This is a genomic window from Microvirga sp. M2, assembly GCF_047497095.1.
GTDB lineage: Bacteria > Pseudomonadota > Alphaproteobacteria > Rhizobiales > Beijerinckiaceae > Microvirga.
Window position 1 is genome coordinate 1,222,058 of the sequence record NZ_CP134064.1, and the last position, 15,956, is coordinate 1,238,013.

General features: G+C 60.9%; 12 protein-coding genes. 8 read left to right on the forward strand and 4 right to left on the reverse strand.

The features are described 5' to 3' along the window. Positions 1–1,025: 1,025 nt before the first annotated feature. Positions 1,026–2,207, forward strand: coding sequence for an NnrS family protein (locus RE429_RS25375; RefSeq protein WP_414474514.1), 1,182 nt, complete (start codon positions 1,026–1,028; stop codon positions 2,205–2,207). A 54-nt stretch (positions 2,208–2,261) separates the two neighbouring features. Here the strand turns inward: RE429_RS25375 and RE429_RS25380 are convergent, their stop codons facing one another. Next, a complete protein-coding gene (locus RE429_RS25380) occupies positions 2,262–3,182 on the reverse strand; it encodes a LysR substrate-binding domain-containing protein (RefSeq protein ID WP_414474515.1) in 921 nt (306 codons plus the stop codon). A 183-nt stretch (positions 3,183–3,365) separates the two neighbouring features. On the opposite strand from RE429_RS25380, the gene RE429_RS25385 reads away from it, so the two are divergent. Beyond that, positions 3,366–4,346, forward strand: coding sequence for a N(4)-(beta-N-acetylglucosaminyl)-L-asparaginase (locus RE429_RS25385; RefSeq protein WP_414474516.1), 981 nt, complete (start codon positions 3,366–3,368; stop codon positions 4,344–4,346). A 98-nt stretch (positions 4,347–4,444) separates the two neighbouring features. Beyond that, on the forward strand, positions 4,445–5,455 hold the full coding sequence (locus RE429_RS25390; protein ID WP_414475921.1) for an amino acid ABC transporter substrate-binding protein: 1,011 nt from the start codon (positions 4,445–4,447) through the stop codon (positions 5,453–5,455). Positions 5,456–5,723: 268 nt separating this feature from the next. Here the strand turns inward: RE429_RS25390 and RE429_RS25395 are convergent, their stop codons facing one another. After that, the gene (locus tag RE429_RS25395) at positions 5,724–6,308 is read right to left on the reverse strand and encodes a transglutaminase-like cysteine peptidase (RefSeq protein ID WP_414474517.1); all 585 of its coding nucleotides are present in this window, start codon (positions 6,306–6,308) and stop codon (positions 5,724–5,726) included. Positions 6,309–6,940: 632 nt separating this feature from the next. Beyond that, positions 6,941–7,654: a c-type cytochrome gene (locus RE429_RS25400; protein WP_414474518.1), complete on the reverse strand. Its 714-nt coding sequence runs from the start codon at positions 7,652–7,654 to the stop codon at positions 6,941–6,943. Positions 7,655–8,379: 725 nt separating this feature from the next. Here RE429_RS25400 and RE429_RS25405 point away from each other — a divergent pair. The 3 genes from RE429_RS25405 to fhuF are packed head-to-tail and all read left to right on the forward strand — an operon-like array spanning position 8,380 to position 12,370. Continuing rightward, positions 8,380–10,383, forward strand: a complete 2,004-nt coding sequence (locus tag RE429_RS25405) for a TonB-dependent siderophore receptor (protein ID WP_414474519.1) — start codon at positions 8,380–8,382, stop codon at positions 10,381–10,383. 14 nt (positions 10,384–10,397) lie between these two features. Continuing rightward, the gene (locus RE429_RS25410; RefSeq protein WP_414474520.1) at positions 10,398–11,654 is read left to right on the forward strand and encodes an MFS transporter; all 1,257 of its coding nucleotides are present in this window, start codon (positions 10,398–10,400) and stop codon (positions 11,652–11,654) included. Next, entirely contained in the window at positions 11,651–12,370 is a 720-nt protein-coding gene (gene fhuF / locus RE429_RS25415) for a siderophore-iron reductase FhuF (protein WP_414474521.1), read from the forward strand. Before RE429_RS25410 ends, fhuF begins: the two co-directional genes overlap by 4 nt. Before the next feature lie 126 nt (positions 12,371–12,496). Here the strand turns inward: fhuF and RE429_RS25420 are convergent, their stop codons facing one another. Then, positions 12,497–13,564 (reverse strand): LysR family transcriptional regulator, encoded by a 1,068-nt coding sequence (locus RE429_RS25420; protein ID WP_414474522.1) that lies wholly within the window; start codon positions 13,562–13,564, stop codon positions 12,497–12,499. A gap of 357 nt (positions 13,565–13,921) precedes the next feature. Between RE429_RS25420 and RE429_RS25425 the strand changes: the two genes are divergently transcribed. Together RE429_RS25425 and RE429_RS25430 are read left to right on the forward strand one after the other, a co-directional pair. Beyond that, a complete protein-coding gene (locus RE429_RS25425; RefSeq protein ID WP_414474523.1) occupies positions 13,922–14,392 on the forward strand; it encodes a tripartite tricarboxylate transporter TctB family protein in 471 nt (156 codons plus the stop codon). Positions 14,393–14,409: 17 nt separating this feature from the next. Beyond that, on the forward strand, positions 14,410–15,936 hold the full coding sequence (locus RE429_RS25430) for a tripartite tricarboxylate transporter permease (protein WP_414474524.1): 1,527 nt from the start codon (positions 14,410–14,412) through the stop codon (positions 15,934–15,936). Positions 15,937–15,956: the final 20 nt, after the last annotated feature.

Sequence of the window (15,956 nt, forward strand, 5' to 3'; positions counted from 1 at the left end):
CTCTGAGGACTGTCTCGGGCGTTCCGAAACAGTGGCGCCGATCTTGTCGTGCAAACGCTATATCGTACAACGGCCGCTGAACCCAAAGGCCATGACGGCAGGCCTCAGTCCGGTTCGCCACCTTTTCCAGCGCCGACCCTCTGCGCGACCCTAAGGCTTCATCATGGCAGCATTCTGGGCCCGATCAAAAACTCTGAACCCGTCTTCCATTACAGTCCATGGAGGGCAACTTTGCCTTGGCTTTAAGCTTCGAGCGAAGGACCTTGACCCGCTCGGCCGTGACGGCAGGGCCGTCTTGTCCGAGCCTCGACGGGGGAATGTTGCCATGGCCGCGATCTGCGCAATCGTCGACTTCCCGTAAGGCCGGCATGAATAGAGGAGTAGACCGAACGTTCGGGGAGACGGACGGTGCTCCATTCAGAATATCCCGGATCGTTGGCGTCGGATGATTCGCGGGGCGCGGGCCTTGCCTCACGGGGGCGGGAGAATTTCGGCCGCCCTCGGTAGATCAGTGGCGTTGGGTTGAACGCTGATCGGGACATATCCCCGCGTTGGATTCATGATGCTGAAGATCATCGATCGCCTTGATACGGCGCGGCCTGCACCGGCACGGCAGGCTGTCGACGTCATCAGCCTCGTGGCCGATCATGCGCTGCCACAGCCCTCGTCGGAGCCACCGGTCGTAGGGGGTGTCGGCTGTGGCGGCTGGACTTTTCCGTTGGAAGCGGAGTCAATGGTTTCTCGGATAGCCTCAGAGTCGCAGGACGACCGAAAGGATGAGACGGGCAGCGCAGGGCCCTCAGCGGAACCTTTTGGTCGACGCATCCAGGCGCATCCTGCAAGCGCTTCAACGTCGATTTCGGAATCGGCGGCTGCAGGTGCGATCTGGGATCCGGAGGCGCTCACGGTCAACGACCGCGATGACCGGGCAGAGCGCGCGGATCCGTCAAGAAGGCCGCTGAACGCAGGGCAAAGGGGGAGCCGTGACGACGCAGGATACCTTACATTCCGGTAGGAGAACATCGATGGCTCCGATTCCCCGGTTGCGGGACTACACGGGACCCGCGCTCTTGTCATACGGATTTCGTCCCTTCTTCCTATTCGGCTCGCTCTATGCCGGCCTCGCGATCCTGGCATGGCTGCCGATGTTCTATGGCGAGCTGGAGCTGCCCACCTCGTTCGCTCCGCGCGACTGGCATATCCATGAGTTGCTGTACGGCTTTCTTCCAGCGGTGATCACCGGATTTCTCCTGACGGCGGTGCCGAACTGGACCGGGCGCATGCCGCTGCAAGGTCGACCGCTGCTCGTGCTCGTGCTCGTCTGGGCCGCAGGACGCGTGGCCGTCGCCTTCTCGGCCTGGATTGGCTGGCAGGCTGCTGCGGTCGTGGACAGTGCATTCCTGGTGCTGGTCGCGGCCGCCATGGGGAGGGAAATCGTCAAGGGGAGGAATTGGCGCAACCTCAAGGTCCTTGTCGCCATCGGAGTTCTCGTCCTCGGCAATGGTGCGTTTCACGTCGAGGCGCACATCCTGGGAGCTGCAGAATACGGAGTGCGCCTCGGGATTGCCGCCACCATGATGCTGATCATGCTGGTCGGTGGCCGTATCATCCCCAGCTTTACCCGCAACTGGCTCGCCCGAGAGAATCCCGGCCGCCTGCCTGCGCCGTTCGGCCGCTTCGACACGACGTTGATGATTGCCTCTGGTGTGGCGCTGCTGGCGTGGATCGCCGCTCCAGAGGGATGGCTCACCGGGGCGGCCCTCCTCGGGGCCGGGGTCCTCCAGACGGCGCGGGTGGCCCGCTGGGCGGGAGATCGCACTTGGCGCGATCGTCTCGTCCTGATCCTCCATGTCGCTTATGTCTTCGTGCCGCTCGGTTTCATCCTGACGGGACTGGCCGCCCTGAAATTTCTGCCCGCAGCGGCGGGCATTCATGCCTGGACCGGAGGCGCCATGGGGCTCATGACCCTGGCGGTGATGTCGCGGGCAAGCCTCGGGCATACGGGCAGGGCGCTGGTCGCATCGGCAAGCACGCAGGGCCTGTACCTTCTGCTGTTCGTCGGCGTGCTGGCGCGGGTCTGCGCGGCGCTTCATCCGGGCTCCAGCGACGTGCTGCTGCACGTCGCCGGCCTGTCGTGGTCCGCCGCGTTCGTCGGCTTTGCGCTGGCCTACTGGAGCGTCTTCACGCGTCCGCGTGCGTCATCGTAAGGCCGCACCTTGTCGGGATTGCTGCCTTCATGTCGGTCGTGATGCGGGGGCCGATCAGGCCATCAGAGAGTTGGCGACAATTTTCTCCGTCGACGCGAGCGTCTCGGCCAAAATATCGCCGAGCCGCTCGGCCCCGGCTGAAAGCGGTGATCCGATGCCTTTGACGAACAAGGTTCGAACCGGCAGCGACCGCTCGAACCTTCGCAGCGATACACCATGGCCGAGGAAGTCGTATGCCGCGATGGGATGGACAAAGCCGACGCCGGCGCCTTCACGGACGAGGGCGCAGATGTTGACGGAATACGGTGTCTCCACCGAAGCGCGTGAATAGCTGATCCCGACCTCCTCCAGCACGTTCGTCAACCCCCATCGGACCATGTCCTCGCGGGGATAGGCGATGATGGTCTGATCCCGCAGCATGGCTGCCGTAATGGTCCGGTTCTTTGCGAGAGGGCTGTCGCTCGGGAGTGCACAAATCAGATCCATCGAGGCAAATACCGAACTGGAGACCGATGAGACATCGGCATTGTCCGTGACAAGACCAAGATCGCAGGTCCTCATCGTGACCTGATCGGCGATGAGGGCCGATGATCCCGTGGTGTGTGAGATTGGAATCTGCGGATGTTCCGCCTTGAAGGCGGCAATGGCCCGAGCCGCGAACCCGATGCCGAACGACATGACGGTCCCGAACCGGACAGGTGACGAGGCGCTGTCCTTCAGGCTGCGCGCGAACTCCCGGATGGCCTGCAATCCCGCGTAGCGGCGTTCAACTTCCTCCAACAAGACGTGAGCTTCCGTTGTCGGATGTAGCCTTCCGCGACTCCGGTCGAAGAGCTTGAGGTCGCTCAGTCTCTCGAGTTCTGCGATGAGCCTGCTGATGCCGGGTTGGGAGATCCCGGTCAATTTGGCGGCTTGAACCATGGTCTCGGATTTCATGACCGCTCTGAACGCGTCGATGTGGCGGAAGTCGATCATGGCAAACTGACGTTCTTGAAATTCATGGATTGGAAGAGCCTCTATGTCAGTCCCGGCCTGCACTGCGCAAGGTGACGCTCGTCCGGATAATGTCACACATATTCATATTTGGATATGTCTTGCATTGTAAATTCTCAATAGCATAGTATCGGACCTGACCGGGACATTGCTGACGCGACTCTGATGATCATTGTAACGAATAACGAAGGCCGATCCGGAATTCCGGCTACGGCCAAGCTCCTTGCGCAGGGTCTTGCCGGCCTCGATGCGATCGAGGCCGGTGTCCGCTTGGTCGAGGCCGATGAGACCGTTCGCACGGTCGGTCGCGGCGGCTGGCCCAATCTCCTCGGCGACGTCGAACTCGATGCCTCGATGATGGACGGCACGACCCTTCGGACGGGGGCTGTCGGCGCACTCACCGGCTTCCTGCATCCGGTGAGCGTGGCGCGTCAGGTTCTTGAGCGGCTTCCGCATGAACTCCTGGTCGGCGAGGGCGCGAAGCGCTTTGCGACCGAGATCGCTGCCGAGGCGGGCGAACTCCTCATGCCGCATGCCCGGACTGCCTGGCAGCGGTGGTTCAACGATGAGGTCAGCGAGAGAGAGCGCGAGCAATGGCCTAACGTGCCGATGACCGACTTATGCCGGCACGCCATCGATCCCGAGATCGGTCGCGACACGACGGTTTTCATCGGTCAGGACAGGCAAGGAAACATCGCCGCCGGAACGAGCACCTCGGGGTGGGGATGGAAGTATCCTGGCCGCCTCGGCGATAGCCCCATCATCGGGGCGGGATCCTACGCGGACACGCGGTATGGCGCGTGTGCGTGCACGGGCGTCGGAGAGATGAGCATTCGCGCCGGAACGGCACGAGCCGTCGTCCTCTACATGAAGATGGGCATGAGCGTCGATGAGGCGGTTTACGAAGCCGTAACGGACATGCGCGCGCTCAAGGGGGGCTTGATCGGACGTGTGACCATTCACGCAATCGATGCGGCGGGCGGCCATAAGGTCGTCGCTGTGAACGGCCTGCCGGAGAACCACTACTGGATCTGGCACGAGGGGCTGGAGATGCCGGTCAGTCGCCCGGCCGAGATCATCGCGATCAGCGAAGATCCGGCCCCCAAGCCCACGGCTCATCGGCGCTACGAGCAGATGGATCTTTAGCGGCCGCTTCCGAGCATCATGGATGCGTCGCGTCGAAGATTATCTGGCGGATCACAGCCGCAATCATTCTTGCAGGAGGAAACAACATGCCACCAACCATGAAGACCGCCTTGTTCGCACTGGCAGGATCGATCTTATTGAGCTCCGCTGCGTGGGCGCAGGGTACGCTGCAGAAAGTCAAGGAGCGTGACCATCTCATATGTGGCACGAGCACGGGCATTGCGGGCTTCAGCCTGGCGGACAGCCAGGGCAACTGGGCCGGACTCGACGTCGACATATGTCGTGCATTGGCGGCAGCCATTTTCAATGATCCGGCTAAGGTCAGTTTCATTCCCTTGGCGAGCAAGGATCGCCTGACGGCCCTTCAGAGCGGCGAGATCGATGTGCTCCCGAGGACCACCACATGGACGTTGAGCCGCGATGCGGGCCAAGGCCTGAACTTCACGGCGGTGAACTACTACGACGGGCAGGGCTTCCAGGTCCGCAAGAGCGCCAATATCAGGACGGTCAAGGAACTCGACGGTGCGACCATCTGCACCGTGCAGGGGACGACGAACGAACTCAATCTTGCGGATTATTTTCGCACGAACAAGCTGAAGTATGATGTCGTCACCTTCCAGGGGATCGACGATACCGTGAAGGCCTATGAGACGGGGCGCTGCGATGCGCTCTCCACCGATATGTCGCAGCTTGTCTCGTATCGCCTGAAAATGGCGAACCCGGACGAGCATATGCTTCTGTCGGAGGTGATCTCGAAAGAGCCGATTGGTCCATATGTGCGTCAGGGTGACGATCAGTGGTTCGACATTGTCCGCTGGACGGTCTTTGCGTTGGTCAACGCGGAAGAGCTCGGAGTGGAACAGGCGAATGTCGATCAGATGCTGAAATCGGAGAATCCCGAAGTCCGCCGCCTTCTCGGAACCGAAGGTAAATTCGGCGAAGGATTGGGACTGACGACGGATTGGGTGGCTCGTATCGTCCGCCATGTCGGAAACTATGGCGAGTCCTTCGAGCGCAATCTCGGCTCGAAGAGCAAGATCGGTCTTCCGAGAGGTGTGAACAATCTCTGGACCAAAGGCGGCATTCAGTTTGCCCCTCCGATCCGTTGAGGGTTGAGCAGAAAGCGTAGACAGTGCGGCGCGCCATGCGCGCCGCTCAAAGGAGGCCGATATCGGCCTCCTTTTTTGTGTGAGCGTCGGCGGCCCTGGACGTTCAGGTGAACGGTCACAAGGAGGCTGAGTATTGCCACCCGCTATCGGGCCGCGCCGGCTCGAGTATCGATCCTAAAAGTGGGGGCCGGCTTTGCGTGAAAAGATGCTCAGGAATATGGACTGACTGCATCGGATGTGGGTTCGATGCCACGTCCGATTCTGGAGGTCAGCGACCCGCCGTGGCAACAGGTGACGCAATGGCTCTGCCCAGCGAGACCCAGGCCGATCCTGTGTCGCCTTCCCGCTGCAAATATACGTATCCGGTCTCTCGCCACGGCAGGACTGCGCTGCGCTTGTTGTCGAGAATGAAGTCACCGCGGTCGGTTCGCACCATCATGACCGCATGCGGCGCGCCGTCCTCGTCAATCACCGCCGTCATGCGCAATGCTCGCCGGGGCAAGCCAGCCGCAACGAGGCGCTTGCGCTTGAGGAGCTGATAGTCCTCGCAGTCGCCGTAGCTGTCCTCGGCAAAGTCCCAGCGATCGTCGACACCCCAATGCTCCAAATCGGTCAGGGGTTTGATCGCGGCGTTGACCTGGTGGTTGATCCTGACGAGGGTCTCCCAGACCTGTGGCGTGAGAGCGATTGTTGCTGGTTCTGAGGGGTCTATCGCGCATTCCTTGGGCCATTGCCTGCAGAAGCGGGCCCAGCCCGGGACTTGAGCGACCGCGTTGCGCTTCGTGACGATCGTACCGGATCGGGACGGGAGGGAAGAAAGAGTCTGGGCTTCGGACCCGCGGCCGACCAGCATCACAACGAGGATCAGCGGTATCGGCCGAAGGATGTTTTTGAGAAAAGGGCGAGCTTTCAGAGGCCCGCAGAGTGGTGGTCGCATTACCCCCGTCCTTGTGCTGTTAAGGTATTGTTGCTTGAAGCTGACATGGCAACTCGGGCAATCTCAAGGCAAGGAGATGGCCACCGGTGCTTGCCTTTCCATGAGGGGTGCCTCGGCAAGGGTATGAAGCTCGAAGCTCCGTGCATTTCGGAACCAGCCGTGACGATCCGTCATCTGTGACATGGCGGACTGTCCGGGGATGGATGAGGTAAGGTCCCACTGCACCTCATTCCTCAACCGTCTGGTCGAAACGTCTCGAACTCAGATTCCGGTCACGCGATACCGTCTGCCAACGGCGGCCGAGCGACCGGGCTCTCCGTCCTTGAACATAGGATCTTTGGACCTGGGACTTTGGGCTGGATCTTGAAGCTCCGAAGCAGACGGTTCGTCACGGAGAGCGGCGATTCTTCTCGTTCATAATGGGGGGGAAGACCATTTCCGCGACTCCGCGAACGCTGGCAACGCCGCCGTTCGCCTCAAACGGTGTTGGCTTGGCGCGCCAGAATGAATATGCGCCGTCCATCCTGGGATGCCGCTGCAGAGGCCCTCTAGCGCAATGTATAAAGGTAGGCTGCGATGTCGCGGGCATCGCGCTCGCTCACGCCCAGATTCGGTATGGCGGAGAGCGGTTTGACCTCCTGTGGGTTGCGGAGCCACGTGATCATATTGGCAGGCGTGTTCAACAGAACGCCGGCAGGATAGATCCGCGCCGCAAGGCCCTCCAAGGGAGGGCCAACCTGTGCATCGGGTCCCCTTATTCCCAGAATCACGTGACAGGCAGGACATGCGTATTGCTGAATCGCAACTTGCCCTCGTCGTACCGCGTCTTCTGGCTTCCAGAAGACCTCGGGGCTGCGAGGCGTCGTCTCTTCCAAGGTCGCGGATAGCAGTCGGGCCCGTCGCTCCTGGTATTCAGCGGGGGCCAGTGCCGGAGAGCTATTCAGGAGCGCTACGATGGCCCAGCGTTCACTCTCGTTGAGGCGAAATTCCCACGCAGGCATTCCGGTCAGCTTGATCCCATTCGAGACGGCCCGGTAGATCTCCGGCGCCGGCAGATCTCGACCCATTTGGGCGAAATTCGGCGGGGAAGGATTCATCCCGAGACCGATCGCATCCGGTGCAACCCCCGGTGCTCCATGACATTGTCGGCAATGCCGGTCGAACAGGAGCAGCCCTCTGGCCCGGACATCCGCATCGGCCAGGTCCGGTGGCGATTCTCCGGCGGTATGAGCCTTGATCGACTGGCGTCGTGCCGTACTCAAGACCCAGTAGGTGAGCGCGTATGCTGCTTGAGAGCGGATACGTCGTACACGCCGGAATAGATATAGGCCAGCAGGCCCCCAATGCCGAACGCCAAGACTATAGTAAGCCAGAACAAGAGCGATAAAGACGAACGTGGCATCGAGATCGACATCTAAGAGGCGCCATCCGCCTCGCGTGCGCGCTATCGAGTGGCCGTCGATGCCGAGGCAATTACCGTCCGCGTGGCAAAAGTCCTACCAACGCGTCCCCATCTGCCGGGAGCTCAAAGGCCTTGTTGTCCCATCATCGGACCTCTGGCACAGCGACAGGCCGAAGACCACGGCACGTTTGCCGCCGCGATAGAGGCGCAGGGCCAGTGCACGGCGAGGTCGAGATACCGAGCCCCCGGCTTTGGCATTTGAAAGAGCGCCCCCTGCACCCATGGCAGCCTTCACTCAGGCAGCGGTGATGAGTGAGGGTCTGTCGCCATCCACCCAATAGGATCCAGCATATCTGATGCATTGGAAGGTGTTTCATTGCCGGTAGGTAAAATAGAATTGTTTTAATCTGATGTTTTTTAATTGAAATAGTTCCAAACTATAGTATTTGACTCCTCGTCAACTGATCGATAGGCGGATTACATCGCTACGAACCGAAGGTTAGTGCTGTGAAGATCCCGCTTGCTCTGTTGGCGTCATCCGCTCTTTTTCTTGCCTCGCCCCCTGCGCTCGCTCAGGCGAACGAGATGCGGGCCATCGAGCTCGAGGAGATTGCGGTTCAAGGCCGCGCCAATGATCAGACGGGTCCGATCACGGCCGATGGCTATGTGGCCATCTCGTCCCGAAGCGCGACCAAGACCGACACGCCGCTTCTCGAAATACCGCAATCGATCTCCACGGTGACGCAGCAGCAGCTTGAGGATCGCAAGCCGCAAACCTTGCTCGATGCGGTATCCTACACGCCGGGCACGCGAGTGGGGGGATATGGCTTCGACCCGCGTTATGACGCTTTTACGATCCGCGGTATCGATGTCACCTACACGGGCGTTTTCCGAGACGGCCTGCGCCAGGTCAACAGCCCGAATGGTCTGTTCAGGCTTGAGCCTTATGGCCTCGAAGGCATTGCCGTTTTGCGCGGTCCCGCGGCTTCGATCTATGGCGCGAGCAGCACCGGCGGCATCGTGGACCTGATTTCGAAGCGGCCGACCTTTCTGCCCTTCCACGAGGTCGAGGTGCAGACCGGCTCCTACGGGCGTCTGCAGGGCAGCTTCGATCTCTCCGGGCCCGTCACCGCCGACAACACCCTGTTCTATCGGATGACGGGCCTGTTGCGCGAGGCCGGAACCGAGATCGGCGCCGTCAAGGACGATCGGATCTTCATCGCGCCGGCCATCACTTGGAAGCCGACGGATGCGACGACCCTGACGATCCTCGGCGAGTACATGGATGCCACCACCGGTGGCACGGCCGCCTACATCAACGACTATGCGATCGATGCTGCCGGTAATCCCACGAGCCTGTCCATCGGAGCGACGAAAACCTTCGCCGGCGATGCCCGCTACAACGATTTTCGCCAGAAGCAGGGACGTGTCGGCTATGAGTTCGCGCACCGCTTCAACGACATGTTCACCCTGCATCAGCGCACGCGGTTCTCGGCGCTCGGGACCAGCCAGGAATACTATTACGGCGGATCCGGTCTGACACGCGAGAACAACTGGGGCATCGTCAGCGATACCTATCTCGAAAGCCGCGTGAACACCGGCCCTGTGGAGCATACGATCCTGACCGGACTGGATGTCAGCCGCTTCAGCTATGTGTCCAAGCAGGGCTTCGGCGTGGTGCCGATCGGAACCGATCCGGCTCTCAGCTATCGGGAGGAGCAGACCCAGACCCTGACGGGCCTTTATGTTCAGGACCAGCTCACGTGGCAGAACTGGCGCTTGACCCTGGGCGGTCGCCAAGACTGGCTGTCGAGCGAGTACAACACCGCCGGTTTCGAGTTCGATCGTGACGACGCCAAATTCACGGGCCGCGCCGCTCTCGGGTACGTGACCGATTTCGGCCTCGCGCCCTATGTCAGCTACGGCACGTCGTTCACACCCAATCCGGGCACGCTTCTCAGCGGCAGCGTGGCGGAGCCCACGACCGGCGGACAGGTGGAAATCGGCGTGAAGTACGATGTGCCAGGTGCGAATGCGTCGCTGCGCGCGGCGATCTTCGATCTCCGCCAGGACAACGCTGTCGTCTATCAAGTGGTCGACGCCACGAACCAGCAGATCCAACTCGATATCCGTTCTCGGGGCTTCGAGCTCGAAGGCGTCGCGTCGCTGGCGGACGGTCTCAACATCCAGGCGTCCTATTCCTACACCGACGCGCGCATCCTGCGCCTGACCCCGGACACCGAGGGCAACCGGCTCACGAGCGTCCCTTACCATATGGCGTCGCTCTGGCTCGATTACACGGTGCAGGAAGGGCCCGCCACGGGCCTCGGCGTTGCAGGAGGCGTCCGCTATGTCGGCTCCAGCCTTGGCGACAACCTCAACCGGCCGATCCTTGAGAACGAGCCGCGCACCTACTTGGATGCAGCAATCCGCTACGATCTGGAGAATTTCGATCCGAGCCTGAAGGGCATGCGCTTCCAGGTGAATGCAATCAACCTGCTCGACGAGAGGGGGCAGGTCTGTTCATCCAACTATTGCTATTTCGACGAGGGCCGCAAGGTCATCGCGAGCTTGCGGTACCGCTGGTGAGAACGGCGTTGGCCATGAGCCGCGTTGGCTCGCCCGCCGCCATCGTCCTGAGCGTCGGCGGGCTCTATGTCGGGCAGAGCATCGTCTCGGGCATCACTTTCAGTGCCCTCCCGAGCGTGCTGCGCAATCAGGGCATGTCGCTCGACAGGATCGGCCTGACTTATCTGGCGGTTCTGCCGTGGGTCCTGAAGTTCCTCTGGGCTCCGGCGATCGAACGGTATCGGCTGCCGGCCATCGGTTCGAGCCGGTCGCGGTGCATTGTGCTCGTCGGAGGCATGATCTCGGCCGTGTGTCTGGTTTCTGCAGGGCTGATCGGTCCTAAGATTCTCTTGCCGCTCATGGCGGTTCTCATGATCCTCGCCTTTGCAGCCTCCACTGTGGACATCGCCTGCGACGGGCATGCTGTCGAGAGCCTGTCGGAGCGCCACCACGGTTGGGGCAATGCCGCTCAGGTCGGCGGCGCCTATATCGGCGCAGCGATCGGCTCGGGCTTGTTTCTCGTCCTCGTCGATCGGCTCGATTGGACCCAGGCGACGCTGATCATGGCCGCTCTCGTCGTGTTGCTTGGGCTGCCGTTCGTCCTGTCACCTGTAGCCACCCCCGACGCGCCACGCATCCATCGGCCTTCACTCCGTGATGCACTCAGGCGTATCGAGATGCATAAGGGCCTTGCGCTTGCGGCCGTCTACACCCTGACCCAGAAGTGGGGATTGAGCATGATCGGTCCCTTCCTGGTCGACAAGGGTCTGGACCTGGGCTCCCTTGGGGTTGTCAACGGCATTGGAGGCTTGGCCGTCGGCTTCACCTGCGCGCTCCTCGGAGGTGTACTGGTTCGAACATGGAGCGCGCGTCCCATTCTGGTGATCGCACTCGTGCTGCAGGCAGGCGCATTGGCGGGGCTTGCCATAGCCGCTTGGTCGGACGAAGTCCCGAAGGTGCTTCTGGTCGCTTTGTCGCTTGCAAGCTCCTCCGCCGTGATGGCGCTCGGATATGTTGCCCTCTACGCCCACTTCATGGCGCTGTCCGATCCGCGCCAGGCCGGCATCGACTTCACGCTGCTGCAATGCATGGATGCAGGCGTGAGCATGGTCGGGGGGATTGGGGCGGGTTGGATCGCTCAGAACTCCGGCTATGTGGCATTCTTCGGAATTGCCGGGACCCTCGCCGTTATGGCGGTGCCCGCGGGAATCTTCCTGAGCGCTCGCTCGAGCGAGCCCCGTCGGTCGCAGGATGGTTCCCCGTTCCGACACCAGGGGGCCTCACCGTCATGATCCCCTCGCTCGCACCGTGCTTCAGCGGCGCCTTCGTCCGGTTCAAGGATGGTCTTGCACTCCCCGGCGAGCACCTTTCAGCCGTTCCATGCCGCGATCTGCTCGAAGCAGACGTCATTGAGCGTCTCATGGTCCGGTTCGCGGAGGTGTATCCCGGCGGCGATCGGCGGGCACTCGTGTCCATGTGGGCTCAATGGCATTTCGGGGCACTCATTATTCCGACCACCGCGGCGATCGTTTTCCTTGACCGGGATCTGCCGGTCGCGCTCGATCAGGTCAGCGTTGCCCTGCACGAGGGCGGGCAGACGGCTGCGATCATCGTGCCGGGCGATGGGGCACCGCTGCCGCCCCGCGGAACCGACAGATTTGCGCGCCTTTTCGCGGGGCATGTTGGACCGCTCGTCCGCCATCTGGCAGGCCAGTTCGGCGTCTCCCCCCGGCTGCTGTGGAGCAATGCCGCCGACATCTTCGAGTGGACGCTTCAACAGGCTGTCGTGGACGACAGGGCCAATCCAAGCGCGCTCGCCGAAGGACAGGCGTTGCTGCAGAGCAGGTCGGATGGGGGCTGCAAGCCCAATCCCATGTTCGGTCTGATCAAATACCTGCCGCAGGATGGGCAGACGATCAGGCGTCGCAAGGTGTGCTGCCTGCGCTATCTGCTGCCCGGCGTCGAATGCTGCGGTGGCATCTGCCCGACCCCGCCAAAGTCAATCTGATCGCAGAGTAGCGTGTGGTCGTCGGGGAAAAAGCCCCGTGATGGCTAGAGCGGCGGGAGCAACGGATCGACGAAGGGGGAAACGTCCGTCATTTGCGCGATGCCGGCCGCCGCCTGTCGAGACTTTCTACGTCTCATCCGACGCTTCCTCCAGATATCTTGAGTCGACGCATGTCCCGGGAGCTGTAGGAGGTTCGCCGCATCCATCGATTCGATCTGGGCTACCGTACGAACAAGCGATTGCCCTTTTCGACAAGCGACCTTTTTCCAGCGGTGCGGTAAGGGCCTTGATGTCGGACCGGCCTTTGGTATCGCTCGCGGCCAATATCTCGTCATAGAGCTTCTGCGCTGCCGGCGAGAGCTTTGATCCCGCTCTCCGGATCAAACCGATCTTGCGCGATACGACAGGCTCGACCAGGGGAATGCTCACCAGGTTGGGGTGGGCGGCGCTCGGCATGCAAATGCTGGGAACGGCTGCAATGCCGACTCCTGCTTCGACGAGGGCGACGAGAGTCGAGACATGCTGCGTCTCGAAGAAGGGTTGGGGCTTGTTCTCTATGGAGGACAAGGCGAGGTCCATCAGGAAGCGGTTGCTGCTCGCCCTCGTCACGCTCATGTAGTCGTACTTCGTGAGATCTGACCAGGCGACCTTTGATTTTCTCGCGAGCGGATGGGTAGGCTGGCACGCCAGGACGACGCGCTCGTGCAGGACCCGGGCGAACGATAACTGTCGGTCCGGCGCCTCGAGAAGGTTGAATGCAAAATCGACTTCCTGCCGTTTGACGGCGGATATTGCATCCGTCGCGCCCTGGTCGATCACGCGGACGACAATGCCGGGATACCTCAGGTGGTAAGAGCGCAGGATGGGCGGTAGGAAGAAACGGATGGCCGACGGCATGCAGGAGATCGTGACCTCTCCATTCGTATGCTTGGTCAGGTCGCCGATGCCAAACAGGGCCTCGTCAAGGTTATGGAGAAGTTCGGTTGCACGACGATTGAACTCCATCCCGATCAGCGTGAGGCTTACCCTCCTCGTCGTGCGCTTTAAAAGGCGAGTGTTGAGGGCAGCTTCGAGCTTGTCAATTCGCCGAGAAAGGGCAGGCTGCGATATGTGCATCTCCGCAGCCGCTGCAGTGAAACTCCCGAGTTTCGCGACAGTGACGAATGCTTTGATGTCCGCGAGGTCAAACTTCATGGTTTGCCCAGGGAAATGATGCTGACCTTGTTCGGAATATCGGCAGTCCTCGGTGGTCGGTGATGCGTATTCTGTAGAGCGCGCGCGAGTATAGCATCGGTTCAGTATTTGCAAAGTGTCAGTACGCCCCGATCCGCTGCGCTTTCGGGCCGTCCGACTCCCTCGACGCCCGCCGTGCCCCCGGCGCGAATGTGTTCGCAGAGTTTCTCTCAGGCCGTCGTGTATTTATGCGTCTCGCACATAAATCCATCGGTTAATTGCAATTAACATTATAGATGCCTTGGCCTAAGCATGTTGGATAAGAGGCGTGTAATCGCCCAAGGCGGTTCTCCGCAAGACCATAAAGAGGGAATTCGAGTGAGATACAATCGCACGATTATTGTGTGCGCGGTCGGTCTGGCCGTCATTTATCTGTACGCGACGCTTCAGATACCGTCGCGTGACGACGTCGATCCGCTCGGTCCGCGCGCATACCCACTCCTAGTCTTCGCCGGCATGATGGTTTCGGCAGCGTGGATTTTCATCGAAGGCCACAGGTCTGAAGACTCCATCGAGGTTAGCGAAGCGAAGGAAGACCTTGTGGTGGGTCATAGACACACCGCACTCATTGGAGCCTTGGTAGCATGGTGCATCGGGTATTTTGCCGTTCTCGAGCATGCCGGCTTCATTGTCAGCACGCTCATGTTCCTCTTGGGTCTGACCACGTATTTCAATCGCGGCCGTCATCTAGCGAACGTGACGACCTGCATCGCCTTCCCGGTCGGGATCTACCTCATGTTCACGAAGGTCCTCGGAGTCCCGCTTCCGAGTGGCCTGGTTGCCCTCTAGCGCCCGAGTGACATCCCATGGAAGCTCTTATCCAGGTCCTGAACGGTTTCAGCGTCAGTCTCCAGCCCCATAATCTCTGGTACACGTTCATCGGCGTGTTGATGGGCACTGTCATCGGCGTGCTCCCAGGCATCGGCCCATCGGCCGCGATGGCTCTCCTCATCCCCTTCTGTTACGATCTCAGCCCGACCTCGGCCCTCATCATGATGGCGGGGATCTACTACGGTGCACAGTATGGCGGTGCCATAACGTCCATTCTCATCAACACGCCAGGCGAGTCTTCGTCCGTCATGACCGCGATCGACGGATACCAGATGGCCCGCAAGGGCCGTGCGGGTGCCGCACTCGCAATCTCGGCATGGGGCTCCTTCATCGGAGGGACCTTGGGCGTTGTCGCGTTGACCTTGCTGGCCGTTCCACTGACGACAATGGCACTTGGTTTCGGGCCCGCCGAATACTTTATGCTGATGCTCGTTGCGATGACGGCCGTTCTTAGCCTCACTGGCCAGTCTCCCGCTAAGGGCATGCTGTCGACCATGTTGGGCCTCGCCATTGCAACGGTCGGGACCGATCTGCAAAGCGGGCAGATCCGATACGTTCCAGGGATTCCCGAGCTTCAGGAGGGAATCGACTTTATCATCGTCGTCATTGGGCTTTTCGCCGTCGGCGAGGTGTTCCATGCCCTTGAGGAGGGCATCAGCGACAGATCCGAGATCATTCGCCTCAAGGGTAAGCTGATGCTGAACCGGGAGGAGTGGCGCCGCTCGGTGAAGCCTTTGGCGCGCGGCAGCCTCATCGGATTCCTGGTTGGGGTGCTTCCGGGGGCCGGAGCTACCATCGCGTCCATCATGTCTTACTCGGTGGAAAAGAACAGCTCCCGGCATCCAGAGGAGTTCGGAAAGGGAGCCATCGAAGGCGTTGCAGGCCCTGAGACCGCCAACAATGCGGCCAGCTCCGGCGCCATGGTGCCCCTCCTGACGCTCGGCGTACCTGGATCCGGTTCGACAGCCGTGCTGCTCGGGGCGTTCATCATGTTCGGCATCCAGCCGGGCCCGATGCTCTTCCAGACGAAGCCCGACCTCGTCTGGGGCCTGGTCAACAGCATGTATATTGGCAACGTGATGCTGCTCCTCCTGAATCTGCCGTTGATCTTCATCTTCGTGCGGCTGCTCTACATCCCGAAAGGCATTCTGCTACCGATCGTTCTGGTGCTTTCTACGATCGGCATCTTCGCCATCAACAACAACGTTCTCGAGCTCTACCTTTGCCTGTTCTTTGGTGTGCTCGGATACGTTTTCAGAAAGATCGACGTACCTCTGGCTCCGCTCGTTCTTGCCGTAGTTCTCGGCGACCTCATGGAGCAATCGTTCAGGCAGGCGATGACGATTTCTGGCGGGAGCCTCGGGATTTTCCTCGGAAGCTGGCTGACCATGGGGCTCGCCGCAATCGGCGCCGGCATCCTCGGATACACGTTCTACAACTCCTCCTCTCGGAAACGGCGCGGAAGTCGGCCTCCCCGAGAGGCGGTCATAGCGTCGAAATAAATCCAGAGAGGGAGCAAGAC

Bases quoted from the DNA above. Each gene is read 5' to 3' on its own strand.
- RE429_RS25410 (WP_414474520.1), top strand. From the start codon at position 10,398: ATGAGCCGCGTTGGCTCGCCCGCCGCCATCGTCCTGAGCGTCGGCGGG.
- RE429_RS25385 (WP_414474516.1), top strand. From the start codon at position 3,366: ATGATCATTGTAACGAATAACGAAGGCCGATCCGGAATTCCGGCTACG.
- RE429_RS25380 (WP_414474515.1), bottom strand. From the start codon at position 3,182: ATGATCGACTTCCGCCACATCGACGCGTTCAGAGCGGTCATGAAATCC.
- RE429_RS25390 (WP_414475921.1), top strand. From the start codon at position 4,445: ATGAAGACCGCCTTGTTCGCACTGGCAGGATCGATCTTATTGAGCTCC.
- RE429_RS25430 (WP_414474524.1), top strand. From the start codon at position 14,410: ATGGAAGCTCTTATCCAGGTCCTGAACGGTTTCAGCGTCAGTCTCCAG.
- RE429_RS25405 (WP_414474519.1), top strand. From the start codon at position 8,380: ATGCGGGCCATCGAGCTCGAGGAGATTGCGGTTCAAGGCCGCGCCAAT.
- RE429_RS25375 (WP_414474514.1), top strand. From the start codon at position 1,026: ATGGCTCCGATTCCCCGGTTGCGGGACTACACGGGACCCGCGCTCTTG.
- RE429_RS25420 (WP_414474522.1), bottom strand. From the start codon at position 13,564: ATGAAGTTTGACCTCGCGGACATCAAAGCATTCGTCACTGTCGCGAAA.
- fhuF (WP_414474521.1), top strand. From the start codon at position 11,651: ATGATCCCCTCGCTCGCACCGTGCTTCAGCGGCGCCTTCGTCCGGTTC.
- RE429_RS25395 (WP_414474517.1), bottom strand. From the start codon at position 6,308: ATGCTGGTCGGCCGCGGGTCCGAAGCCCAGACTCTTTCTTCCCTCCCG.